17 protein-coding genes are annotated in these 23,093 nt (G+C 69.4%); 6 read left to right on the forward strand and 11 right to left on the reverse strand.

Annotated features, from left to right (window positions below):
• Nucleotides 1–219: 219 nt before the first annotated feature.
• Entirely contained in the window at nt 220–1,845 is a 1,626-nt protein-coding gene (locus ACVTJA_RS14110) for a matrixin family metalloprotease (RefSeq protein WP_465836880.1), read from the forward strand.
• A gap of 32 nt (nt 1,846–1,877) precedes the next feature.
• Here the strand turns inward: ACVTJA_RS14110 and ACVTJA_RS14115 are convergent, their stop codons facing one another.
• A complete protein-coding gene (locus ACVTJA_RS14115; RefSeq protein WP_465836881.1) occupies nt 1,878–2,801 on the reverse strand; it encodes a LysR family transcriptional regulator in 924 nt (307 codons plus the stop codon).
• A gap of 124 nt (nt 2,802–2,925) precedes the next feature.
• Here ACVTJA_RS14115 and ACVTJA_RS14120 point away from each other — a divergent pair, with 124 nt between their 5' ends.
• Nucleotides 2,926–3,780: an oxidoreductase gene (locus tag ACVTJA_RS14120; protein WP_465836882.1), complete on the forward strand. Its 855-nt coding sequence runs from the start codon at nt 2,926–2,928 to the stop codon at nt 3,778–3,780.
• Here ACVTJA_RS14120 and ACVTJA_RS14125 read toward each other — a convergent pair.
• The 6 genes from ACVTJA_RS14125 to ACVTJA_RS14150 all read right to left on the reverse strand — a co-directional run bounded on the left by ACVTJA_RS14125 (nt 3,777) and on the right by ACVTJA_RS14150 (nt 11,526).
• Nucleotides 3,777–4,505, reverse strand: a complete 729-nt coding sequence (locus ACVTJA_RS14125; protein ID WP_465836883.1) for a BON domain-containing protein — start codon at nt 4,503–4,505, stop codon at nt 3,777–3,779. The two genes, ACVTJA_RS14120 and ACVTJA_RS14125, sit on opposite strands and share 4 nt — an antisense overlap.
• 109 nt (nt 4,506–4,614) lie before the next feature.
• Entirely contained in the window at nt 4,615–6,198 is a 1,584-nt protein-coding gene (locus tag ACVTJA_RS14130; RefSeq protein ID WP_465836884.1) for a DUF1501 domain-containing protein, read from the reverse strand.
• Nucleotides 6,199–6,210: 12 nt separating this feature from the next.
• Complete coding sequence (locus ACVTJA_RS14135) at nt 6,211–7,263, reverse strand: hypothetical protein (RefSeq protein ID WP_465836885.1); 1,053 nt, start codon at nt 7,261–7,263, stop codon at nt 6,211–6,213.
• Nucleotides 7,263–9,107: a DUF1549 domain-containing protein gene (locus ACVTJA_RS14140; RefSeq protein ID WP_465836886.1), complete on the reverse strand. Its 1,845-nt coding sequence runs from the start codon at nt 9,105–9,107 to the stop codon at nt 7,263–7,265. The genes ACVTJA_RS14135 and ACVTJA_RS14140 overlap by 1 nt, the downstream gene beginning before the upstream one ends.
• Nucleotides 9,108–9,369: 262 nt before the next feature.
• On the reverse strand, nt 9,370–9,651 hold the full coding sequence (locus tag ACVTJA_RS14145; protein WP_465836887.1) for a hypothetical protein: 282 nt from the start codon (nt 9,649–9,651) through the stop codon (nt 9,370–9,372).
• 156 nt (nt 9,652–9,807) lie between these two features.
• Nucleotides 9,808–11,526: a B12-binding domain-containing radical SAM protein gene (locus tag ACVTJA_RS14150; RefSeq protein WP_465836888.1), complete on the reverse strand. Its 1,719-nt coding sequence runs from the start codon at nt 11,524–11,526 to the stop codon at nt 9,808–9,810.
• 463 nt (nt 11,527–11,989) lie between these two features.
• Here ACVTJA_RS14150 and ACVTJA_RS14155 point away from each other — a divergent pair, with 463 nt between their 5' ends.
• From ACVTJA_RS14155 to ACVTJA_RS14165, 3 genes are all read left to right on the forward strand, one after another.
• Complete coding sequence (locus ACVTJA_RS14155) at nt 11,990–14,836, forward strand: PKD domain-containing protein (RefSeq protein WP_465836889.1); 2,847 nt, start codon at nt 11,990–11,992, stop codon at nt 14,834–14,836.
• A gap of 570 nt (nt 14,837–15,406) precedes the next feature.
• A complete protein-coding gene (locus ACVTJA_RS14160; protein WP_465836890.1) occupies nt 15,407–16,678 on the forward strand; it encodes a DnaA N-terminal domain-containing protein in 1,272 nt (423 codons plus the stop codon).
• Nucleotides 16,679–16,760: 82 nt separating this feature from the next.
• A complete protein-coding gene (locus tag ACVTJA_RS14165) occupies nt 16,761–19,169 on the forward strand; it encodes a helicase-related protein (RefSeq protein WP_465836891.1) in 2,409 nt (802 codons plus the stop codon).
• Here ACVTJA_RS14165 and ACVTJA_RS14170 read toward each other — a convergent pair.
• A complete protein-coding gene (locus ACVTJA_RS14170) occupies nt 19,152–20,075 on the reverse strand; it encodes a LysR family transcriptional regulator (RefSeq protein ID WP_465836892.1) in 924 nt (307 codons plus the stop codon). The two genes, ACVTJA_RS14165 and ACVTJA_RS14170, sit on opposite strands and share 18 nt — an antisense overlap.
• Nucleotides 20,076–20,218: 143 nt before the next feature.
• Here ACVTJA_RS14170 and ACVTJA_RS14175 point away from each other — a divergent pair, with 143 nt between their 5' ends.
• The gene (locus ACVTJA_RS14175; RefSeq protein WP_465836893.1) at nt 20,219–20,767 is read left to right on the forward strand and encodes a YceI family protein; all 549 of its coding nucleotides are present in this window, start codon (nt 20,219–20,221) and stop codon (nt 20,765–20,767) included.
• A 57-nt stretch (nt 20,768–20,824) separates the two neighbouring features.
• Here ACVTJA_RS14175 and ACVTJA_RS14180 read toward each other — a convergent pair whose 3' ends face one another.
• The 3 genes from ACVTJA_RS14180 to ACVTJA_RS14190 form a co-directional block, all read right to left on the reverse strand.
• Nucleotides 20,825–21,076 carry a hypothetical protein gene (locus tag ACVTJA_RS14180; RefSeq protein WP_465836894.1) on the reverse strand — a complete coding sequence of 84 codons (252 nt, stop codon included), beginning with the start codon at nt 21,074–21,076 and terminating at the stop codon, nt 20,825–20,827.
• A gap of 101 nt (nt 21,077–21,177) precedes the next feature.
• Nucleotides 21,178–22,167 (reverse strand): extracellular catalytic domain type 1 short-chain-length polyhydroxyalkanoate depolymerase, encoded by a 990-nt coding sequence (locus ACVTJA_RS14185; protein ID WP_465836895.1) that lies wholly within the window; start codon nt 22,165–22,167, stop codon nt 21,178–21,180.
• A 35-nt stretch (nt 22,168–22,202) separates the two neighbouring features.
• On the reverse strand, nt 22,203–23,018 hold the full coding sequence (locus ACVTJA_RS14190) for an alpha/beta fold hydrolase (protein ID WP_465836896.1): 816 nt from the start codon (nt 23,016–23,018) through the stop codon (nt 22,203–22,205).
• Nucleotides 23,019–23,093: the final 75 nt, after the last annotated feature.

Here is a 23,093-nt window from a genome sequence, read left to right on the forward strand (position 1 = left end):
AGATGGGGGCGCCCGGCGCCAGCGGCGAATCACAGCCGCCCCGCGCGCCGAGCGGCACTCCAATCACCTGCTCGACCTCATGCCACCGGCCCGTGGCCGTGGGGCGGGATGGCGTTCCTCCGTCAGGCGCCGGGAATATCGCGCACCCCCTCCGTTCTCCTGGCGCAGGGGCACTGCGACGCGCCGGGGCACGACCTCGAAGCGCTGAAGGAAAATCACATGAAGCTCGAGACTCACACTCAACGCCCCGGGCGGCGGACGGTGGCGTATGCCCTGACGACCCTGGGAATGCTGCTGGGCGCCTGCGGTCCGGAGGGGGCCGTCCCCGAAGAGGACCACCTCGTCTCCACCGGCGAGCGCACCCGTGCCGACTTCGAGGCCTGGCGCGCGAAGCACGTCGTCCCCACCGAGGACGGACAGTTCCTCGTCGAGCACGACATGCGCATGCCCGACCTCCAGACGGTCCGCCAGTACTGGTCGGACATCACGGAGAACCCCAACGCGCTCTCCGTGTGGCGGGTGGGAGGCGTCGACGCGGCCTGGAACAGGACGGACCGCTGGAACATCAGCTACTGCATCCGCCCGAGCGACTTCGGCACCCAGTACGACCGCGTGGTGGAGTTCATGCACCGCGCCGCGTCCGGCTGGGAGGCCGCCGCCAACGTGCGCTTCGTGCACGTCAAGTCGGAGGACTCCGCCTCCTGCACCCGCAGCAACACCCACGTCAAATACAACGTCGAGCGCAACTTCAACATGACGGGCCTGTCGGCCGGCATGGGCTTCCCCACGTACGCGCGCACCGGCCGGTACCTCGAGCTCGGCCCCGTCCACGAGTGGACGGACGCGGAGCTCATCGCGGTGTTGACCCACGAGTTCGGCCACGCGCTGGGCTTCGTGCACGAGCACGACACCGCGTCGGGCTGCGGCATGGTGACCACCGGCAGCTACCGGCCGCTGACCTGCTACGACGGCCGCGGCGCGATGCACTACCCGTCCCAGCCGGGGTGGTTGGATTCCAACCGCACGCTGAACTTCATCTCGCAGTGGGACGTGGAGGGCGCGCAGTCGCTCTATGAAGCGCCCACCAACGTGCTCAGCACGACCAACGGTACGGTGTTCGCCCGCAAGCGCTCCACCGGCGACCTCTACCGGCGTGACGCCGCCGGCTGGACGCTCATCGGCAACCCGGGCCAGGCCTTCGTCGCGGTGGGCGACACGCTCTACGGGCAGATTCCGGGTCGCGGTGCCCCGGTGAAGTTCGGGGCCAGCGGCTGGGTCAGCATCGGCGGCCCGGCCGGACAGATTTTCGCGTGCGCCGGCGCCCTCTGCGGCACCGACCCGACCAGCGGCAACATTGTCCGCTACAACGCCACGACGAACACGTGGGCGACCCTCGGCGGCCCCGGCTCGCGCTTCGCCGCGACGACCAGCGCCATCTTCGGCATCGGCCCCTGGCAGGACGACTACGTCGCCCGCTGGCCCAGCGCGTCGGGCTCCTCGTGGTCCGTGGTGGGCGACGGCGCCAGCGAGCTCATCGGCGGTGGCGTGAGCATGTACCGGCTCACCAACGACAAGAGCGCCATCCAGCGGTTCGACGGCGGCACGACGTGGACCACCATCGGCGGCTCGGGCCGGAGCTTCGCCGCGGCGGGGAACAACGTCTACGGGCTGCGGCCGGATGGCTCGTTCGTCATGAAGTACGTGGGCTCGCAGTGGACGTCCATCCATGGAGCGGCGACGAAGATTTTCTCCTCGAACGGCCACCTCTTCGTGACGAACGCCGACGACACCATCGAGCGCTACGACGCCGCCACGAACACCTGGACGAACCTCGGCAAGCCGTGAGCGTCCCCGGCCGGGGGCTGGAGGCGCGGCCTTCAGCCTCTTGCCGGAACCACCGCACCCGAGCGTCCGGCGGGGCGCAGCGCTTCGATGAAGGCCGCCAGGGCCGGCGGCGTCTGACGCCGGCTCGGGTAGTAGAGGTAGTAGCCGGGGAGGGGTGGGCACCACGCCTCCAGCAGGCGCACCAACCGGCCACTCGCGAGGTGCGCCGCTACCTGGGGCTCCCACAGGTAGCCAATTCCCTGTCCGTCGAGGACCGCCGCTTCGACCAGGTCCCCATCGTTGAAGACGAGCGGGCCGTCGACGCGGACCTTGAAGCGCCGGCCGCCTTCCTCGAACTCCCACGCATAGAGGCTTCCCGACGTTGCCAGCCGGTAGTTGATGCAGCGATGGCCGGCGAGCTCACGTGGGGTGCGCGGCGCGGGCCGTGCGGCGAGATAGGCCGGTGACGCGACCACCGCCGCCCGGATGTCCGGTCCCACGCGGACCGCAATCATGTCCTTCTCGACCTGCTCACCGAAGCGGATGCCCGCATCGAACCGCTGCGCGACGATGTCCGTGAAGCCATCGTCGACGTCGACCTCGACCTGGATGTCGGGATGGGCGGCGAGGAAGCCCGGCAGCATGGGCCGGACGAGCGACAGGGCCGCCAGTTTTATCATGGTGAGGCGGACCACTCCCGCCGGCTTCGCCCGCTTCGTGCGGAGGATGGCGAGCCCGGCGGCGATGTCGTCGAATGCGGGACGCAGCGTCCTGAGCAGCTCTTCTCCCGCGGCCGTCGTCGCGACGCTCCGGGTGGTCCGCGACAGCAGCCGCACGCCCAGTCGTTGCTCGAGCGCCTTCATGGCATGACTCAGCGCTGACTGTGACATGCCGAGCCTCGCCGCCGCGCGCGTGAAGCTGCCTTCGGCCGCCAGGACGGTGAACGCCGCGAGGTCATCCAGGTCGCCTCTGCTCATTGATGCACCCGATTCATGAAGCCATTCCGTTCGCGGGCTCTAATCGGCTCATCGGCCCGGCGCTATCTGGATGCAGCGCGGGGCCGCCCTCCCGGTGTCGCCCCGATGCAATGGAGGACTTCCCATGTCGAAAATCTGGTTCATCACGGGCGCGTCGCGTGGCATTGGCGCCGTGCTCGCCCAGGCGGTGCTCGCGGCCGGACACTCCGTCGTCGCCACGGGCCGCAAGGCCGAAGCCGTCGAACAGGCCCTCGGCACCTCCGAGCGACTGCTCGCGCTCGCACTCGATGTCACCCGACCGGGGCAGGCAGAAGAAGCCGTGAAGGCGGCCATCGCACGGTTCGGCCGCATCGACGTGCTCGTCAACAACGCGGGTTATGGGCTGATTGGCGCATTCGAGGAATGCACTGCCGACGAGCTCGCCCGGCAGTTCGCGACCAACGTGTTCGGCCTTGCCGCCGTCACCCGCGCGGTACTACCCACGATGCGCGCACAGCGGTCGGGCCACATCTTCAACGTCTCCTCGGCGGCGGGCATCGCCGGCTTCCCGGGTGCGTCCGCCTACTGCGCGACGAAGTTCGCGGTGGAGGGGCTCGGTGAGAGCCTGGCGCACGAGGTCCGCCCGCTCGGAATCAAGGTCACGCTCGTCGAGCCCGGCTATTTCCGCACCGGCTTCCTCACCGACAGCTCGGCGGCGTACGCGCAGAAGGTCATCGACGACTACGACGCCACGGCGGGCGAGATGCGCCGGGGCTCCCGGGAGATGAATGGCAACCAGGCCGGAGACCCACGCAAGCTGGCCCAGGCCTTCCTCACGCTGGCCGCCTCCGAGACGCCGCCGCTGCATTTCCAGGCAGGCACCGACGCAGTCGAATTGTTGGAGCACACGCTCGCGACCCGGCGACAGGAGTCGCAGACGTGGCGCGACCTCTCCATCTCGCTCGCGTACGACGCGGTACCGGGAAGCGCCCCTCGCTAGTGGACCACCTGGAGCCGGTTGACCACGCGGTCCACGCCCCAGACGTACCAGGCGTCCATCTCGGCCATGTGTCGCTGCTCCGGGCTCGGCACCGCGCCCGTCAACGTGACGATGCTGTGGCGCGTGGCCACCTGGATGTTCCCCGCATTCACGAGAGGGTCCTTCTCCAGGGCAATGCGCACCGCCTCGGCAATCTCGCCATCGTTGTCCTGCTCGCGAGGGTCCACGCCGAGGCCGTTCACCACGTCCCTCACGCCCGGAATCCACCACACGAGCACTTCCGCCAGCCGCTTGGCCCCCAGTCCGCTCACGTCGCCGTCGAGCGTCACCACGCCGTCCTCCACACGGACTTCGATGGCGCCGCCCCGGGAGCCCGGCACCGTGACGCGCAGCTCGCGGACCTCGTGGCCCTCCCGCTCGCGCACGGCGATGTGCTGTATCGCCGGCTCGCCGAGCAGCGCGTCGCACGCATGCTGGCGAATCTCGCCATCCGTCATCCGCCGGGCCGGCCGCACCCGGAGCTTGTCGATGATGCGGTCCACGCCGGGCACGGCGGCCGCTCGTTCGAGCGCCAGCTTCTTCGCGGCCACGTCCTCGAGGACACCCTCCATGACGAGGTCTCCCCACTCCATCCCGAGCCGGATGGGGTGGTGCGGCAGGCCGATGCGCGGCTCGCTCCCCAGCGCGGTGTGAACGGTCCGGAAGAGCTCTTCGGGTGTGGCCACGCTCCACCTCCTGGACGCCGGAGGACCCGCGCGTTCGCGGGCCCTCCAGGTCAAAGGTAGCGACGGCTTCTGGAAGCACAGCGGCAGGCCGGCGGGCGGCCGGAGTGCCCTACGCCTTCCGGAGTCCCACCACCTCGCCGTAGCCGCCGGGGATGAAGAACTCGTGCGTGTCCATGCCCATGATGCGCAGCGCGGTGGTGACGACGTCCGCGGACCGGGGCACGCGCTTCGACGTCTGTCCGGTCTCCTCGACGATGTCCACCGGGACGCCGAGCCCGCGCGTCGTGTACGAGCCCACCTGCCGGTTCCCCGCCACGTTTCCACCCGCGAAGCAGACCGAGGTGTAGGGGTGGTGGTCATCTGGCTGGTAGTAGCTGCCGTCACTCGAGCGCGAGGCCCAGCTCCGGCCGAACTCGCTCATCACCAGCACCAGCGTGTCGTCGAGCAGCGTCTTGCCCGGCTTGCCGGGGGCGGGCGTGGCCTTCATCTCGCCCAGGAAGCGCGCGACGCAGTCCATGAGCCCGCGGCCGTGCGCGCAGCTGAAGGCGTGGCCCAGGCCGTTGTGGGTGTCGAAGTCGAGCTGCAGCGACACGTGCACCGAGGTACAGAGGTCCGACTTCAGCAGGCGCAGCGCCATGTCCATTCGCGGGTCCATCCCCACGAGGTGGAAGTTCGCCAGGCCGAACGTGTACGTGAAGCTCTCGCTCAGGTAGCTGGACAGGTACACGGGACGGTTCGTCTTCAGCGCGTCGATGCCCTTGGTCTTCTCCAGCACGGACACGACGTCCGTCGCCAGCACGCGGGACACGGACGACAGCGAGCCGTGCAGGCCCTCCATGTAGCTGTCCACCTTCGCCGTCGAGCGGCCCATGAACTGCTGGGCGCGCGAGAGCGAGTAGCGCTCCACCGTCGTCGTCTTCAGATTGCTCCCGGTGGGCTTGCCCCGCGCGTCCAGCTCGGGCCCCTCGGTGCGCGCATCCAGTCCCGTCCACCAGGCGTTGTCCGTGGGCTTCGCCGAGAGCATCGGCTTGAGCGCCTCGATGGAGGGCACTCGCACGGGGGAGGCGTGCGAGGGCAGCCCCATGCCGACGGGCATGCCCCGGTCTCCGGTGACGACCACGAACGGCAGCGGCCGTGTCTCCCGGTACTTCTCATACAGGTGGTTCGCGATGACCGAGTGGACGGCGGGCGCCCGGTAGTCCGCACCGGCGACGCCGCACATCGCGGAGATGAAGGCGCTCGCGTGGTCATTGGTGCCCTGGTCGATGCCGTGCAGCACGCTGAGCTGCGACGCCAGCCCGAAGTGCGTGTAGCCGTACATGAGCGGGCTGTAGCTGTAGTTGGCGCGCGAGGCGGGGTCCTGGGGATTCCACGACTGCCACGTCCGCAGCGGCTTGTAGGGGCCGTTGGCGGGAGCGAGGTTCACCAGCTTGCTCGCGTCGAAGAAGACGGGCTCGCTGGCGTAGCCGGCGGGCGGAGGGACGCAGAGCGGGATGTCCGCGTCCTCCATCGGGGTGAAGTAGTACGCCGGCCGGAAGCCGCCCGGGATGTAGAGCACCACGAGCCGGGAGGGAGCATCTGCGTCCGCGGCGTGGGCAACGCCGGAGCCGAGCAGCCCCGCGCGTTCGAGGAGCGCGAGCTGCCCCGCTCCGAGGGCCCACTTGAGCAACGTGCGACGAGAGGTATTGGGCATGGGGTCCTCGGCTCAGTAGGTAATCCACAGCGGGTGACGGATGAGCGACGCGCAGACGCCAATCCAGGCCAGGCGCGTGCTCTGCGTCTCGAGCGGGAGGTAGACCTGCTCGTACAGCGCCTTCGCCTCCGCGTCCGTGGCCGGCTGCCCGAGCATGCGCAGGTAGAGGTAGCGCAGGTTCTTCTGCACCGCGTCCGGGTTCTTGGTGGAGGTGTCCGCGAGCGCGACGTAGCGCAGCACCGCCTTGTTGTTCGCCTTGTCCACCGCGCGCGCGCACCAGGCCTGCGACATCTGCACCAGCGCCTGCCCGGCGGAGGGACCGAAGCTCACGTCCTTCTTGCGGTACAGGAGCGAGTTGCCACCGCCCAGCGCCTCGAAGCGCTCCACGGTGCGCGGGTCGGAGACGTACTCGCCGGAGATGCCGGGCGACCAGTCACCGGGCCACACGAAGAACTTGTTCCAGTTCACCACGTAGGCCCGGTTGCGCCAGTCGGGGTTGCTGGTGCTGACGAAGTCCTCGAGGCCGAGCCCGAGCTGGTCCATCAGGCTGACGACCATCTCCTCGGCGGACAGCCGGCGGACGCGGAACTCCGCGGGCGAGGGCTCCTCCATCCGCTCGGGCGGAGCCGGCAGGTCTCGAATCCACTCCTCCACCTGCGCGATGGTCAGCGTGACCTTGCCGCTGGCGACGAGCTCGTCGTAGTGCTGGCCCGGCGGCATCTGCGGATAGCTCCCGGGGGCGGTGCCCTCGAGCATCTGGACGAGGAGGCTGTTCCCCGGGTCCCCGCGCTTCACGTACTTCTCGTCGTAGACGAGCCCGTTCTCGAAGGCGGTCAGCGAGGCGAAGAAGGGCTTGTTGCCGGTGAGGTGGCAGCCCTGGCACGCGGGCGCGAGCGCGAGACGAATCTCGTCGTTCTTGCTCACCGCCTGGCAGTCCGTGCCGCCGTCCGGGTCGGGGCCCGCGGCGTCAACGACGCGGGCCGTGCCCTGCTCCGTGCAGGCCGTCAGGGTGAGCGCGAGCGAGGCCAGCGCGACGGCTCCCAATAGCGAACGCAGCGTACGCATCACAGGCCCCTCCGCAGCTCGGGCTGCTCGAAGAGATAGCGGATGAAGGGACGGAGCTTGCGCTCCCTCGCGACGAACTCCCTCGCGAGCTTGTCGATGAAGCCCTTCTCCGTGGCCGGGTTCAAATCCCGGCCGATGAACATCGCGTAGAGCCTGCGCGCGGCGCAGCGGTCGAACTCACCGGAGCGCACGAGCAGCTTGCCGAAGCCGAGCGGGCCCATGGTGCCGTCGCCGTGCTCGCCGAGCAGCGTGTAGCTCTCGGGCATCGTGTCGAGCATCACCGCTTCCGGATTGGTCTTGAGCTGCTCGGGGGTGACCGGCGTCAGCACGGTGTTGGGCACGAAGGCGTTCTTCCAGCGGAAGCCCGGCGCGGTGCCGGTGTGCGGATACTGCCCGGACAGCCACTCCTTCGTGATGCGCTGGTTGCCAATGCCCGGGAGGAAGGGCCACGGGACGTAGTAGCTCGAGAAGGGACTGAAGTCCCACCGCTTGAAGGAGATGGCCGCGGGGTCCAGCGTCTTGTGGCAGTGCAGGCACGTGCCACCGGTCGCCGGGTCGATTTCCAGCGGGGGGAAGTGCACGTCCGCGGGCGGCGGCGAGAAGTTCTGGCAGGCGAATATCTCCAGGAAGCGCGCGGCCCGGACGCGCTCGCGGGGGAACGAGGACAACGAGCCCATCATGGTGAGCACGCCGGCGGCGGGAAGGCCCTTGGGCGGCTCGGTCGTGGTGCGCGGGTCGAAGCGGTAGGTGCGGTCCAGGCTGCCCGAGCGCGAGCGGTCGGGGGTGAGCGCGAGGTGGTAGGGCTCCAGGTCCTCCACGACGAACTCGCGCCACGCCTGTGGGTCGTTCGGCGTGGGGTGCAGCGGGTCTCTCGGGGAGCTGTCCTGGCCCGCGCGCCACCAGGTGGTGTTCTCGTTCTCCGGCTTGTTGCCCATCTGCCGGCCGAAGCGCACGTACAGCGTGCGCAGCCAGTTGGTCCCGACCGAGTAGTTGCCGACGACGAGGTCCGAGAGGGGCCGGTCATGCCACGCGAGGTGCGCGAACAGGCGCGCGGGCTCCTCGTACGGGTGGCGCCGTTGAGTGCCCAGGAGGTCGAAGGTGCTCCCTCCGCCCAGGCCGGAGAGCGGCGAGCACCACGCCAGGTTCGGGCCGCAGCCGCACCCCGTGGGCAGCGAGGGGTCGTAGTAGCCGCCGTTCGCGACGCCGCAGTCGTACACCTTCCCATTGTTGGAATCGACGACCTGCTTGACGTCGGAGCCGGCCTTGCCGAGCACGGTGACGGTGGTCCCCGGAGCCCACCAGGGCTCGATGGCGCGGACCTCGGGCACGGCGGCGTTGCCGTCCGCATCCAGGTCCGAGCACTGCCTGGCCGAGTCCTTCGAGGGGCCGAACTCGTTCACGTGGTAGAACGCGCCGGGATGCTTGCTGTTGGCGTCGCACCGGAACAGGTGGCCGGACATGTCGCCCTGGTACGCGTCGCCCTGGGCGCCGGTGGTGTACGCGCCCACCGTGATCCACTCGTGTCCGAAGTTCACCATCCGCTCGTAGAACTTCGGCGAGGCGAGCACCTCGTCGAGCGTCGAGCGCAGGAGCGCGGTGCGTGCTTCGGGCGTGGCCGCGGCCGCCATCGCCTCGTACTGCTCGACGGTCGGCGTGGTGCCGGTGAGCCCGAGCACCATGCGGCGTAGGAGCCGCGTGTCGCTCATCTTGTCATTGAGCGGTTTGTTCGGCTCGGGGTCTTCGGGAATGCATTGCTGCGCGTGCGCGTCGGGCCCGATGAGGCCGGACATCGCGAACAGCACGGTCAGCGTCGCCGCGCTCTTCCAGTGCAGGTGCCAGGGCATGCATACAACGCTAGCATCAAATACTGACGCCGTGCAGACGGGAACGTGTCTGTCATTGCGCGAGAAAGCGGGGTGGACTCCCCTCTACACCTTCCCGTCCTGCACGATGCCCACGGCCGTCATTCGAGGACGCTGGAACTTGCCACCCCCGATGCGGGCGGTTGCGCACCAGTGCTCCGGGCGTCACACCGAGGACACGTATCATGCATCGCGCCATGTGGCGCTGTGAGGACTCGGAAGCGCAACGATGATGCTACGGCAACTAGAAGGCATCCCGGTCCGTTGCGCGCCACACGCTGAAGAGGATTCCGGTGAAGACGCCCAGAGGGATGGCAATGATGAGGAAGACGCCATTGCCGATGCCCGTCGAGCGCGCGAAGAAGCAGGTCCACAGGCACCAGCCGGTCGCGGCGGCATAGGCGAGCCACGAGAGCAACAGGTAGTGCCGCGCGAAGGTGGAAACCGGAGGCGACGCCTTGGCGGCGAGGATTCCCGCGACGACCGGCCCCACACCCAGGAAGTAGAAGGCGAACTGGATCAACACCGAGACATTCAAGGAGGGTCCTTCGTCGAGCAGGAGCCGCGAGCGTATCGCCGTACACCCCGCCCGCGAAGCAGTGGGCCGCGTGCTCGTCCGTGCGCCGCGCCGGCGGGAAGACGCGCCCGGTGACGAGGTGCACGATGACCCGGCCGCGGCCGGCTACGCCGGCTGGAGGAAGCGTCCGTCCACGAGGTGCTCGATGACCTCGCGCGCCGAGTCCGGGTCGAGCCGCTCCTGTTTCCCGAGCTGTGTCACCGCGCTGGAGATGGTGGTGGGGCGCTCGAAGGCGGTGAGGGCCGCGAGGAGGATGGCGCCATCCTCGCCCTGGACGAGCGTTGAATCCGAGAACCGGCGCGGGCTGACGGAAGGTGCGCAGCTCAGCGTGATTCCATCCACCGAGCGCACGACGGTCACGGGCTCGCGCGCCAGCTTCGCGGGAGCCCGGTGGCTGCCCAGCCAGTCTCCCAGGGTGAACCGCTGCGTCGACGGAGCGGTGTTCTTCAGCCGCGTGCGGCCATCGAGGTCCACGCGCTTCCTCGCGTCGCGGTGCTCCCACGCCAGGGCATCCACGCGGTCCGAGTTGCGCTGCACCGCCGCCTCGAGCTCCGCGTCGCGGAAGCGAATCATCGGCACCGACACATCACCGGGCTCGCGCCGCTCGAAGTAGTCGACGAACTCGGTGAAGGTCCGCGCCTCGCTCACCATGTCGAACCGCGCGGGGTGCTCCGTGACGAGCGCCCCGGGTTGCGCTTCGAGCCGCTGGTAGCCCACCACGCAGTCCAGGTCGATGACGCGCTCCACCAGCCGGAGCTCCTCCGCGAGCGTGGCCTTGCTCGCGAAGGGGAGGCCGCCGATGCCGGAGACTTCAATCTCCAGGTTCGGATGGCGGCGGCAGGCCTCGATGAGGTCGAGCAGCTCCCGGTCCTTCGCGCACGGCTTCAGCAGCCCGCGGCTCATCTGCTCCAGGCGCTGCTGCTCGGAGAAGCAGCCGATATCGACCACCATGTAGACGCGCTGGAACGTCCCGGCCAGCGCGTCGACGAGCTCCATCTTCGGTACGCCCCACAGGAAGTACGTGCAGCAGTGGCGCGAGAGGTCCACGCCCGCCCAACTGTTGCCCAGGAACTGGGCCGTGCTCCCGGAGAAGTCGTAGCGCATCTGCCACGTGCTGCTGGCAATCTCCTGGTGGTCCTTGCGAACGCTCTCCTCGGCGCGGAGGAAGGGCTTCGCGCGCCCGAAGTCCGCCTTCTGGTTGCCCCGGGCTCCGCCGCAGTAGAGGCAATTTTCTCCGCACCCCTTGCCGGGCGCGACCCAGCCCGAGAAGGAGTTCTGGTCCAGCCGGCTCAGGAAGATGTCGTTGAAGTGCGAGTAGTAGATGTCCTCGCTGTTGGTGGCGCCCTGCACGTAGGCCAGCGGCAGCCGCCGGGGACGGCCGTCGGAGTACCGCGTGACGCAGTTGGGAGGGGAGGGGTCGCCCTGGCAGAGGGCCAGCAGCGGCCGCTCGCCGTCGCCCAGCACGATGTGGTCGATGCAGTCGAAGGCGCTCAATTCCTTCCACCAGTACGAGGCGGAGTTGCCGCCCACGACGATTTGAATCCCGGGGTCTATCTTCCGCAGCGTCCGTGCAATCCGCAGCGCACGGTCCACATGGTGGAACCACTTGAGGCTGATGCCGACGAGCTTCGGGCGCACGCGGGCGATGAGGCTCTCGAAGGAGCGCGTCACCTCGGCTTCGGTTTCGTCCCCGTCGTACAGCCGCACGAAGGCCTCGATGCCGCCGCGACGCAGGTAGCTCGCCAGGTAGAGGATGCCGCACGTGGCCTCGCCAGTGCCGGCGCCGACGAGGAGAACTGGCGAGAGGACACGACCACCACCCATGAGACAAGCACCCCGACTTTCCGAGACGCGGGCAGAGTAGACGATTCAGCCGGGCCATCGCGGATTGGTTGATGCCCACCATGCAGGCACTCGTGCGGCCCGAGGGCAGCCTGCACACCCGCGGCTCTCGTCCGGTGCCCATGACCGGCTCCTGGGGCATGGAGTCCAGTGACCCGCCGTGAGGAGCAGTCGCTCCGTGGTGGTGAGCTTCCGCGCCACGCGGAGCGTGTCCGAACGACCCCACCGCGCCGGGCACTGCACTTCTCCGGTGACAGCAGAGGCCCCTGCGCCTGACGCCGCGCGGCGGGCGATTTCACTTCAGGGTGAGTCAGGGCGCGGCGTTACCGTGAGTGTCCCGGTGACGTCCCCTCTCCACGACCTTCGTCCCTGACCTCGGGGCCGTGCCCGGTTCGCCGCGCCGCGCGTCACCCGGATGCGTGGCCGAAGCAGGGGAGAGTCCAAGATGAAGCTGATGCCGTCCGCACGGCGGGGCGCGTTCCTCGCGCTCGCGCTGTCGATGCTGGGGAGCAGTGCCTGGGCGCAGGAGCGGGAGCTGGACGAAGAGGAGCGGGAGCGCGAAGGACGCGGCGGGGCTCGTGACGAGAGCCGCGAGATTGAAGAGCGCAAGCGCTGGTTCACGGAGTCGCGCGGGCTGGACAAGGTGCGCGCCAACCCACGGTCCGAGCGAGCGAAGGCCGTCAACGAGCTGCGCCAGCAGAAGCGCGCGCGGGAGAACACGCTCACCCTGGCCGGTGAGGTGTGGACGTCCATGGGCCCGTCGGCGATGGGCATGGGCAGTTGGACCATGGGCCGCGTCTCCGGCCGCGTGAATTCCGTCGTCCCGCACCCCACCGACGAGAACACCGTCTACTTCGGCAGCGCCGCTGGCGGCGTGTGGAAGACCACGAACGCGGGCGCGAGCTGGACGCCGCTGTTCGACGCCGTGGGCACGCTGCCCATCGGCTCCATCTACGTGGAGCCATCCGCGCCCGCCAACGTCTGGGTGGGCACGGGCGACAAGAACGGCGGCGGGTGCGCGGGCTACTTCGGCCAGGGCGTCTTCCTGAGCACGGACAGCGGCGCCACGTGGACGGCGAAGAACGGCTCGGGCGCCACCGCGATGCCCCTGTCCATCGTCAACGCCGTGGCCGTGCAACCCACGAACACCAACGTGGTGCTCGCGGGTGGAGCCGGGAGCTGCACCGGCTCCAGCTCTCCGACGGGGCCCGGGATGTTCCGCTCCACGGACCGCGGGGCCACGTGGACGCGCGTGCTCAGCTTCAACGTGGAGGACATCGTCTTCGCGCCGGGCACCGCGACGGCCTACGCGAGCGTCCCCGGCCAGGGCGTCTACAAGTCCACCGACGGCGGCGCCACGTGGGTCAACTCCAGCAGCGGCATGACGCCGTCGGGCAGCCGCATGCGCCTGGCCATGGCGCCGAGCGACGCGAAGGTGCTCTACGTGCTGCAGGGCGGGCAGGTCTACCGCTCCCTGGACAGCGCGGCCACGTGGACGCTGCGCACCAGCGGCGCGTGCGAGGGCCAGTGCACCTACAACCAGGCCATCGCCGTGCACCCCACGGACGTCAACCAGGTGCTGGTGGGCACCATCCGCCCCGCGCGCTCGTCGGATGGCGGCGCGACGTTCACCTTCCTCACCACCACGTGGGGCTCGGGGCAGACGGTGCACCAGGACACGCACGTCGTCCTGTACTCGCGCACCAACGGCAGCCGCTTCTGGATTGGCAGCGACGGTGGCCTGTGGCGCACGGACGACGGCGGCTCGACGTTCGCCAACATGAACTCGAACCTGAACGTGACGCAGTTCTACGATGTGGCGCTGCACCCCTCCAACGCGGACACCATCTTCGGTGGCGCGCAGGACAACTCGTCCTCGCGGCGGACCACCAGCCCCGTGTGGGACCTGACCTTCGTCAGTGGCGACGGCTTCATGAACGCCGTGGACCCCACGAACACGAACTACGTGTTCCAGACGAGCTATCCCTCCAGCAACCTGCCCAGCATCTACCGCTCCACCACGGGCGGCGCGCCCAACAGCTTCAGCAAGCTGGCGACGACGGGCATCACCGCCTCCGCGAACTTCCCCTGGGTCACCCCCATGGCGGTCGCGAGCAACCGCATCTTCGTGGCCAGTGACACGGTGTATCGCGGCACCACCACCACGAACCCCATGACGTGGACGGCCGTCTCGGCGAACCTGGGCGCCCGCGTCTCGGTCATCACGCCGATGCAGACGGGGACCACGATTCCCACCTTCGTCGGCACTTCCAGCGGCACCGTCTTCTCCACGGCGGACGCGGCGGCCGCGAGCGTGACGTGGACCAACGTCACGGGGAACTTCCCGGGCGGCACCGTGTCCGACGTGGCGCTGACGCCGGGCAATCCGCAGCGCGTGTTCGTCACCCGCGCGGCCTTTGGTGGCAACAAGCTGTATCGCTCCACCACCGGCGGCACCACGTGGACGGCGGTGGGCGCGGGCCTGCCCAACGTGCCGGCCAACAGCGTGGCCATCGACCCGCTCGCCACCAACCGCATCTTCGTGGGCACCGACGTCGGTGTGTACGAGAGCACCGACGGCGGCGACACCTTCGTGCCGTTCTCCGCCGGCCTGCCGCTCGGCCTCGTCGTCATGGACCTGGAGGTGGATGACTCGCCGCACGTCCTCGTGGCCGGCACCTACGGCCGTGGCGCGTGGAAGGCGACCCTGACGGGCGGCACGGCCAACCAGAACCCCGTGGCCAACTTCAACTTCACCACCAGCGGCCTGACGGCGAGCTTCAGTGATACGTCGACGGATGCGGATGGCTCCATTGCCACGCGCGGTTGGGCCTTCGGCGACGGCACGACGTCCAGCGCGACGAACCCGAGCAAGACGTACTCCGCCGCGGGCACGTATGCGGTGCAGTTGACGGTGACGGACAACGCGGGCGCCACCGGCACCGCGACGCAGAACGTGACGGTGAGCAGCGGCTCCACCTGCCCCGGCACCGCGTACTCGGGCACGTTCAGCGGCGCGAATGGACAGACGCAGATACAACCCGGTGGCACCTACTACCAGAGCACCGTGAGCGGCACGCACGCCGCATGTTTCACGGGCCCGAGCGGGACGGACTTCGACCTGTACCTGGACCGCTGGGACGGCACCGCGTGGGTGCAGGTCGCCGCGAGCGAGAGCTCCACCTCGGTGGAGAGCATCTCCTACGCGGGCACGGCCGCGTACTACCGCTACCGCGTGGTGAACTACTCGGGCGTGGGCACGTACCAGCTCGTCATCAGCAAGCCGCAGTAGTGGATCATGCCCGCCCCGGCACGCCTCTCCGGGGCGGGCGTGGCCCGCCGTGCATCGCGGCAGGCTTCGTGTACGAGCGCGCAGGGCCGCGCTCCGCGAAGCCGCGCATCCCTCGCATGCCTCGCGCGGTGCTCGCACCTCAGGTGCAGGGCCTCAGGCGTCCACATCCCACTTGCGCACGTCGAAGGAGTCCGCGTCCGACGTGATCATGCCGGGTGACTGATACAACATGAAACATGTTTCAACATGAATGCAAGTGTGATCCGGGTGCGCTGATCATCCCATGTTGCGAGTTGTAGAGAGCTGCTGCACACGCACGGAATTTCGCGCTCCGTGTCGCAGTGCGAACAACGGATCTTCACGGGCAGCGGGACGTGGGGGGTGGACGCTTTCCAGATCACGACGCAGATCGCGCGGGCCTGGATCACCGACACGTCTCTGTCATAGAGGTTGGCCGCGATCAGCTCACGACCTCTCCGCCCATGTGTCTTCAGGGTGCGACAGGCTGCGGCAGGCATGGGTGGTAACGGGATCGGCGCTTCGAGCGCGGATCATTGGAGGCAGTGAATCGTGGGCGGGTTGGACTGGGTGCAAGTCGACGTGGGCTTTCCCATGAGCCTCGCCGTGGTGGGCGCCGCGCGCCTGCTGGGCATGGAGCGTCGCGCGTTCCTCGGCGCCATCGTCGAGCTTCAGATCTGGGCCGTGCAGGCACTGCCCTCCGGACGCTTCGAACCCTTCCCCGCGTCCGCTGGACGTCCGCGGGACGCGTCCGCGGACGAGGCCATCTGGTGTGAAGCGGTCGAGGGTGCGGTCCGCTGGACGGGCACCCCCGGTGCCTTCTGGGACACGCTGATCCGCACCGGCGTCCTCGTGCGCGAGGGCGACTGCATCCGGCTCACCCTCTGCGACCGCTACGTGCAAGTCCTCGAAAAGAGGAGGAAGGATGCCGAGCGAAAACGAAAAGAGCGTGCCGCGAAGGCTGCCGCGTCCACTGGACGTCCGCTGGACGCGACCGGGACATCCGCCGCTAGAAAGAAGAGGGAGAAGGAGACGGAGAAGAAGAGTCTTCTTTCTGCAGCAGCGGCGGAGGTGATGGACATCGGATCATCCCTGGCGCATCTCGCGCCCGTTCCACCGCCCCCTCCACCGGACGAGGCCGTGTCCGCGGACGATGATCCGGTCCAGCTCGCCCTGCCCGGCACGCACCTCGTTCCGGTGTCCCAGGCCCCCGAGCCCGCGCCGGAGATCCGCGCGCAGGCCTTCTTCGAGAGCTTCCAGAACGAGCGCGCCCGCGCCTTCCGGGGCGTGCCCCGCGAGGACATGCCCTCGGCCTGGACGGACTGGTACCGGCACGCCCTGGAGAAGGTGGGCGGCGACGAGGGCCGGCTGATGGCCGCCTGCCGCGGCTACCTCCAGTCCGACTGGGGACGTTCGCGCCAGCCGGTGGGCACCGCCGTGGCCTTCTGCTCACCCAAGGTGTGGGTACGCTACGTCCCGCACGCGCTGTCCGAAGCCGCCGTCACCGCGGACGCGTCCGCGCCTCCCGCCCTGGACGTGGACGCGTCCACCCCGGCGGGCCTCGCGTGGCATCGATGTCTCACGCGGCTCCATGACCAGGGCAAGCGCTATGCCCTGCTGTGGCTCCAGAAGGCCCGTCCGGTGGATGTGGAGGACGGCCGTCTGATCCTGGCCGTGCCCGACGTCTACTTCCGCCAATGGGTGGAAGAGAACTACGGCGCACTGGTGGAGCTGCTGGTGCGGGACTGCGGCCTGGTGGGCGTGAGCTGGCGTGTGGGCGTCCACGAGGACATGCCGGAAGCAGCGACGGGGCTCCCGCGTTAGCTGGAACGTCTGAGCGAGCCGTGCTCGGCCTCTCGGGGACCAGCCCCGGGCGGAGGGGCGTGCTCGGAGTTAGAATTCGCGAATGAACTCCATCGTCGTGGCGGAGCTGGGCCCCACGAATACGGGGAAGACCCACCGGGCCATCGAGCGCATGCTCGAGCACGACACGGGCATGATGGGGCTGCCGCTCCGCCTGCTCGCTCGGGAGGTCTACGACCGGGTGACCGCCCGGGTGGGCGAGGGACGCGTGGCGCTGATGACGGGCGAGGAGAAGCGCCTGCCTCCGCGTCCCGACTATTGGATCTGCACCGTCGAGGCGATGCCCACGGACAGGCAGGTCGACTTCCTCGCGGTGGACGAAATCCAGCTCGCCGCGCACCGCGAACGCGGGCACGTCTTCACGGACCGGCTGCTCCACGCGCGGGGACGGAAGGAGACGTGGTTCCTCGGCGCGGACACGATGCGGCCGATGGTGCAGTCGCTGATTCCGCAGGCCTCCTTCAAGCGCGCCACCCGCCTGTCGCAGCTGCGCTACACCGGGCGCCGCTCCCTGAAGAGCCTGCCTCCGCGCTCGGCCGTCGTCGCCTTCTCCGCGGACCGCGTGTACGAGCTCGCCGAGGCGCTGCGCCGCCTCCGGGGCGGCGTGGCCGTGGTGCTGGGCGCGCTCTCCCCGAGGACGCGCAACGCGCAGGTGGCGATGTACCAGTCCGGCGAGGTGCAGTACCTCGTGGCCACCGACGCCATCGGCATGGGGTTGAACCTGGACCTCAACCACGTGGCCTTCGCGGCGCTCTCCAAGTACGACGGCGCCGAGCAGCGGGACCTCTTCCCGGACGAGATGGCCCAGATTGCCGGCCGCGCGGGACGCCACCTGAATGACGGAAGCTTCGGCATGCTGAACATGCTGCCCGAGCTGCACCCGCGCCTCGTGTCCTCCATCGAGACCCACCGCTTCTCCTCGGTGCGCAGCCTCATCTGGCGCAACTCCGAGCTCGACTTCGCGAACCCGGAGGCGCTGCTCGACTCGCTCGCGCGGGCGCCGCGCAACAATGCCTTCATCCGCGTGGAGCGCGCGGACGACTTCGACGCGCTCCGCGAGCTGTCGCAGGTCCCCGCCATCCGTGAGGTGGTGACGGACCGCGCCTCGGTGGAGCTGCTGTGGCAGGTCTGCCAGATTCCGGACTTCCGCAAGGGCCTCTTCGGCCAGCACGTGTCGCTGCTGCGCGAGACGTTCCTCCAACTCGCCGACGGTGACGGGAAGCTGGAGCAGGACTGGCTGTCCAGGCAGGTGTCGCCGCTCGACGATGTCTCCGGAGACATCCACACGCTGATGGACCGGCTGGCCGCCATCCGCATCTGGACGTACATCAGCCATCGCTCGAGCTGGTTGCACGACGCCGAGCACTGGCAGGAGCGCACCCGCCGCATCGAGGACGCGCTGGGAGACGCCCTGCACGAGCGGCTGGTGGAGCGCTTCGTCCAACGCGCCGCGCGGAGGAGCGCACGCCGCTTCATCAGGCCTGGCGCGAACCCGCCGCCTCGCTCGGACAGCCCCTTCGCCAAGCTGGGGCACCTGCTGGGCGAGATGCCGGACGCCGACGGCGAGGCGATGACGGAGGAGCAGTTCGTCCAGCGCGTGGTGGACGCCACGCACGACGCCTTCGAGGTGGATGCGCTGGGACGCATCTCGTTCGAAGGCCAGCCCCTGGGCCGGCTGGTGCGCGGCAAGGACCGGCGCTCACCGCTGATTGCTCTGGCGGAGCCGGAGGTGTGGACTGGCGGCGCGCGGCAGCGGCTGGAGCGCCGCTTGGTGGCGCTGGCGAGAGACCTCGTCACCGAGGCCATGGGAGGCTTTCCCGCCGAGGCCCTCACGGGAGCGGGGCGCTCCGCGGCGACGCGAGGCCTCGCGTACCGCCTGGCCGAGGGGCTGGGAGTGATTTCCCAGCGGGAGGCACAGGAGCAGTGGAAGCTCCTGGACGCCGAGGCCCGTGAGCGCTTGAAGGCCGTGGGCGTCCGCGAGGGCCAGCGCTTCCTCTACGTCGCGGAGGCGCTGGCTCCGCACGCGCTGCAGCGGCGCTGCATGCTGACGGCGCTGTTCCAGCAGGCCCCGTGCCCCAAGGGGGCTCCGCAGGAGCCGGTGCTCGACGTCTCGGAGCTGGGCGGCCGGGATGCGCGCGTCTTCGGCTACGAGGTGCTCGGCCCGGTGGCGCTGCGCATCGACATCGTCGAGCGGCTCGCCGAGACGCTGCTCCATCCGCATGGCACCCAGCAGGTGCACTCGCTGATGCACGAGCTGGGGCTGGAGCGTGGGATTCGGACGCGGGTGCTGCAGGCGCTCGGAGGGCAGCCCGGGGGTGCTCAGGCCAAGAAGCGGCGGCGTCGCCGGAGAGGGAAGTCACCGGCGGCGGCGCCCGACAACCGTGGCTCCCATGGGACACCGGCGCACGCGGGCCCGCACCAGAATCCCCGCTCGTCAGTCCCCCGAGCGTGAGCGCTCGCCGCGAGGCGCCGTCCCCGTCGTGTGGGCGGGCCAGCGCTCGCGCAGGAAGTCCACGAAGGCCATCACCTTGGGCACGTGGTGCCGCGTGCTCGGGTACACGGCGTGCACCGGCGTCCCCGTGGAGCCCCACTCCGGCAGCACGCGCTTCAGGTGCCCGGCGGCGACGTCCTCCAGGTAGTGGACGTCCGGCGAGAGGGCGATGCCCGCGCCCGCCCGGGACAGCGCGCGCAACATGTCCGGCTCGTTGACGCACATGCGCGCCCGCACCGCGACCTCCACCGTCTTCGCGCCCGAGTGCAGCTTCCACATCGCACCGCCGACGCTCGCGCCGAAGATGAGGCAGTCGTGCTTCTCCAGGTCCCGGGGCGTCTTCGGCTCCCCGTGCGCCTCGAGGTAGGCCGGCGACGCCACGACGATGCGCTCGATGTCCCCGAGCCTGCGCGCGATGAGCGTCGAGTCCGCCAGCCGCCCCGCGCGGATGGCCACGTCGAAGCCCTCCTCCACCAGGGCCACGGAGCGGTCCGTGCACAGCATCTCCACCTGGATGTCCGGGTAGCGCTTGAGGAACTCGGCGACGATGGGCCCGAGGAAGCTGAAGGTGAGCGGCGTCGTCACGCGCAACAGCCCGTGCGGCGCGGCCTGCATGCGCGTGACGGCGAGCTCGGCCTCCTCGGCCTCGGCCACCACGCGGGCGCAGTGCGCGTAGTAGGCCTGCCCGGCGTCCGTCAGGCGGAGCTGTCGCGTCGTGCGCTGCAGGAGCTGCGCGCCGATGCGCTCCTCCAGCTCGGATACCTTCCGGCTGACGGTGGACTTGGGCATGCGCAGCGCGCGGGCCGCGGCCGTGAAGCTGCCGCCCTGCACCACCCGGGCGAAGACGAGGAGCTCGTTGAGGTCCATGGCGGTTCCTGGGGCGGGGATTGTCCCATGGGTGGAACAGTCCTTCCTGCCGGGCCCGTCTAATCCGGGGGCCCCCCGGCCGCTACCTTTCGCTCATCAAAAACGCGGCACACACGCCGCGGGACACGAAAGGGAGCACGCACATGGCCACCACGAACTGGAACATCGACACCACCCACTCCGGCATCCACTTCAGCGTCCGTCACATGGTCATCGCCAAGGTGCGCGGCAGCTTCCAGAAGTTCAGCGGCACGGTGTCGCTGGACGAGCAGGACGTCACCGCGTCCTCCGTGTCCGTCACCATCGACACGGCGAGCATCAACACGGGCGTGGAGCAGCGCGACAACCACCTGCGCTCGGCGGACTTCTTCGAGGTTGCGAAGTTCCCCGCCATCACCTTCCAGAGCACGAAGGTGGAGAAGGCGGGCGGCAACGGCCTGAAGGTGACGGGCAAGCTGACCATCCGCGACGTGACACGCGAGGTGGTGCTGGAGGCCGAGCAGCTCGGCGTGGGCAAGGACCCGTGGGGCAACACCAAGGCGGCCTTCGAGGCGAAGACGTCCATCGACCGCCGCGACTTCGGGCTGCAGTGGAACCAGGCGCTGGAGACGGGCGGCGTCCTCGTGGGCGAGAAGATTGAAATTGCCCTCGAGGTCCAGGCGGTGAAGGCGCAGGCCCAGCAGGCGGCCTGATGGGCCGGGCGCAACGCGGAGCGCCACGCAACGTGCGTGGCGCTCCAAGGCGTCAGGCTACTCGTAGGTCGGGCCGCACTTGTTGTTCACCCAGACGCAGTGCCAGTTTCCCTGGCTGGCCTGGTTGCACGTCGTGGAGGTCTTGTACTGGGCGCAGAAGCATTCCCAGGCATTGGCCGAGGAACAGATGGCCGTCGCGCTCACGTCACCCGATGCCGGCTGCTGCTCGGCGGGGGTCTCCTCGGCGGGCGGTTGACCACCGCAGGCACTCAGCGCCACCAGCGACATCATCACGAAGAATCGACGCATGACCGACTCCCAGGTGTAGGGGAACGCCGCTCGGGGGAGCGGCACCCTCACGTTGCGACACTGAGTTGCAGAAAGCCAGGACGTCCCATGGGCCGCGAAAATTACGGCGCGTCGAGTGCGTGCTGCTTGAAGAAGTCCCACATGAAGGTGGTGGCATCCGGCCCCGACGGGTCCGCGAACGGGTAGCGGGAGTCACCGCCGGGCCATGCGTGGCCCATGCCCTGGATGACGTAGTGCCGTGCCAGCAATTCGCCGCCGTAGACGTAGTCCTTCACGGTGTAGGAGCGGCCTCCTGGCACGCTGCCGCTCGCCGTCCAGGTCGGCACATAACGCACGCTGTCGTTGTTCAGTCCGTCGTCGCCCTGGTCGCTGGTCTGCAGGAATTGTCGCACCGCCTGCTCACCGTTGACGGGATTGACGACGTCGTCCGCGCTGCCGTGCATGACGAGCACCGGCACCGTGCGGCGCGGCCGGCCCGAGCAGACCCACGCGTCGCGGCCCCGGTCATCCGGCGAGTAGATGCTGCCGAACTCCATGGCCCAGGCCGTGCCGGAGAAGGTGGTGGCCGCCTTGTACATGGCCCCCGCGCCAATCATGCCGGCGGCGAAGACGTCCGAGTAACACGCCATCAGCGTGCCCGCCATGACGCCTCCCGAGGAGACGCCGCCGATGTACACGCGGCGCGCGTCCACCGCGTAGTGCTGCTTCACCAGGTCCACCATGCCGACAATCAGCGCGGGCTCGCCGCTGCCGCGCTCCTGGTTGCTACCGAGCATGAAGTTCCAGCACTGGGTGGGGTTGGCGAACGTCGCCTGGTTTGGATAGAGCACCAGGAACTTCTCCGCGTCCGCCTTCACGTTCAGCCGCGTCAGGCCCGCGAACTGGTCCGGGTTCTGGAAGCAGCCGTGCAGCGCCACCACCAGCGGGAGCGGCGTGTCCGGCGTGTAGCCCTCGGGAACCCAGAGCTGGAGGCCCCGGGTGCCGTAGGTGGCATACACCCAGGAGCCGGCCTCGGCCGGGGCACCGGAGAAGATTGCGAGAGACACGAGCAGCATCCGCGCGAGCGCGCCAACACTCCGACTCATCGACATGGGCCTGCCTCCTTCGGGGGGGAAGTCCGGACCGCTCAGCCGACGCCGCGCGTGGCACCCGCCGCGCCTTCGACGTCGCGGAGGAACGTCTCCACTGCGTCGGCGACCCGCTCGGGCTGGTCCAACGGCGCCGCGTGGCCGGAGTCGCTCAGCACCTGGAGGCGTGCGTTCGGGAGCAGGTCGACATAGGCCTGCTTCTCGGGCAGCGGCGTGTAGTCGCGCTCGGAGTGGAGCACCAGCACGGGGCAGGTGATGTCCCGGATACGCTCCAGCACGCTCCACCCGAGGAGCCCACGCGTCGCGCGGAAGTACACCTCGGGCTCATTGTGCCCGAGGGTGTCGAGCACGAGCTGACGCAGGTGGGCCTGCTCCGGCTTGGGGAAGAGCCTGGGCGCCAGGATTTTCGCCATGCGCATGGGCCCGAGGAACCGAAGCACCACGAACCGCAACGCGAATTCGAACTTCCGGCGCAGCGTCCGTGCCTTCACCTCCGGCCCGCTGTTGACGACGACCAGGCTGCGCACCAGGTCCGGCCGGTCCACCGCGAGCTGGAAACCCATCATCCCGCCCATGGACAGGCCCACCACGTGGACCTGTCGCAGGTTCAGCGCGTCACAGAGCGCGGCGATGTCTCGCGCGAAGAGGGGAACGCCGTACCGCCCCGGAGGTGACTCGCTCCGGCCATGGCCCCGCGCGTCGGGAATGAGGACGCGGTGCCGCGCCGCGAGCCGGGGTTTGACGAGCTCCCAGTCGCGCCCGGAGGAGCCGAGCCCGTGGAGGAGCAGCACCGGAGTCCCGTCACCCGCCGTGTCGCAGTGCAGGGAGACTCCCTCGAGCGGAAGCATCGGCATGCCCGGTCTCCTGGCGGCGGCCGCCGTTCGAACGAACGGCCATTCATGGGTTCGGGTAGAACTGCTCCAGTCTTG

This window comes from Pyxidicoccus sp. M6 (assembly GCF_055568925.1).

What these genes read in the sequence shown, in the direction of transcription:
- ACVTJA_RS14165 (WP_465836891.1), top strand. Translation starts at nt 16,761, where the DNA reads ATGAACTCCATCGTCGTGGCGGAGCTGGGCCCCACGAATACGGGGAAG.
- ACVTJA_RS14140 (WP_465836886.1), bottom strand. Translation starts at nt 9,107, where the DNA reads ATGCCCTGGCACCTGCACTGGAAGAGCGCGGCGACGCTGACCGTGCTG.
- ACVTJA_RS14185 (WP_465836895.1), bottom strand. Translation starts at nt 22,167, where the DNA reads ATGTCGATGAGTCGGAGTGTTGGCGCGCTCGCGCGGATGCTGCTCGTG.
- ACVTJA_RS14115 (WP_465836881.1), bottom strand. Translation starts at nt 2,801, where the DNA reads ATGAGCAGAGGCGACCTGGATGACCTCGCGGCGTTCACCGTCCTGGCG.
- ACVTJA_RS14190 (WP_465836896.1), bottom strand. Translation starts at nt 23,018, where the DNA reads ATGCCGATGCTTCCGCTCGAGGGAGTCTCCCTGCACTGCGACACGGCG.
- ACVTJA_RS14110 (WP_465836880.1), top strand. Translation starts at nt 220, where the DNA reads ATGAAGCTCGAGACTCACACTCAACGCCCCGGGCGGCGGACGGTGGCG.
- ACVTJA_RS14130 (WP_465836884.1), bottom strand. Translation starts at nt 6,198, where the DNA reads ATGCCCAATACCTCTCGTCGCACGTTGCTCAAGTGGGCCCTCGGAGCG.
- ACVTJA_RS14135 (WP_465836885.1), bottom strand. Translation starts at nt 7,263, where the DNA reads ATGCGTACGCTGCGTTCGCTATTGGGAGCCGTCGCGCTGGCCTCGCTC.
- ACVTJA_RS14120 (WP_465836882.1), top strand. Translation starts at nt 2,926, where the DNA reads ATGTCGAAAATCTGGTTCATCACGGGCGCGTCGCGTGGCATTGGCGCC.
- ACVTJA_RS14175 (WP_465836893.1), top strand. Translation starts at nt 20,219, where the DNA reads ATGGCCACCACGAACTGGAACATCGACACCACCCACTCCGGCATCCAC.
- ACVTJA_RS14170 (WP_465836892.1), bottom strand. Translation starts at nt 20,075, where the DNA reads ATGGACCTCAACGAGCTCCTCGTCTTCGCCCGGGTGGTGCAGGGCGGC.
- ACVTJA_RS14180 (WP_465836894.1), bottom strand. Translation starts at nt 21,076, where the DNA reads ATGCGTCGATTCTTCGTGATGATGTCGCTGGTGGCGCTGAGTGCCTGC.
- ACVTJA_RS14155 (WP_465836889.1), top strand. Translation starts at nt 11,990, where the DNA reads ATGAAGCTGATGCCGTCCGCACGGCGGGGCGCGTTCCTCGCGCTCGCG.
- ACVTJA_RS14150 (WP_465836888.1), bottom strand. Translation starts at nt 11,526, where the DNA reads ATGGGTGGTGGTCGTGTCCTCTCGCCAGTTCTCCTCGTCGGCGCCGGC.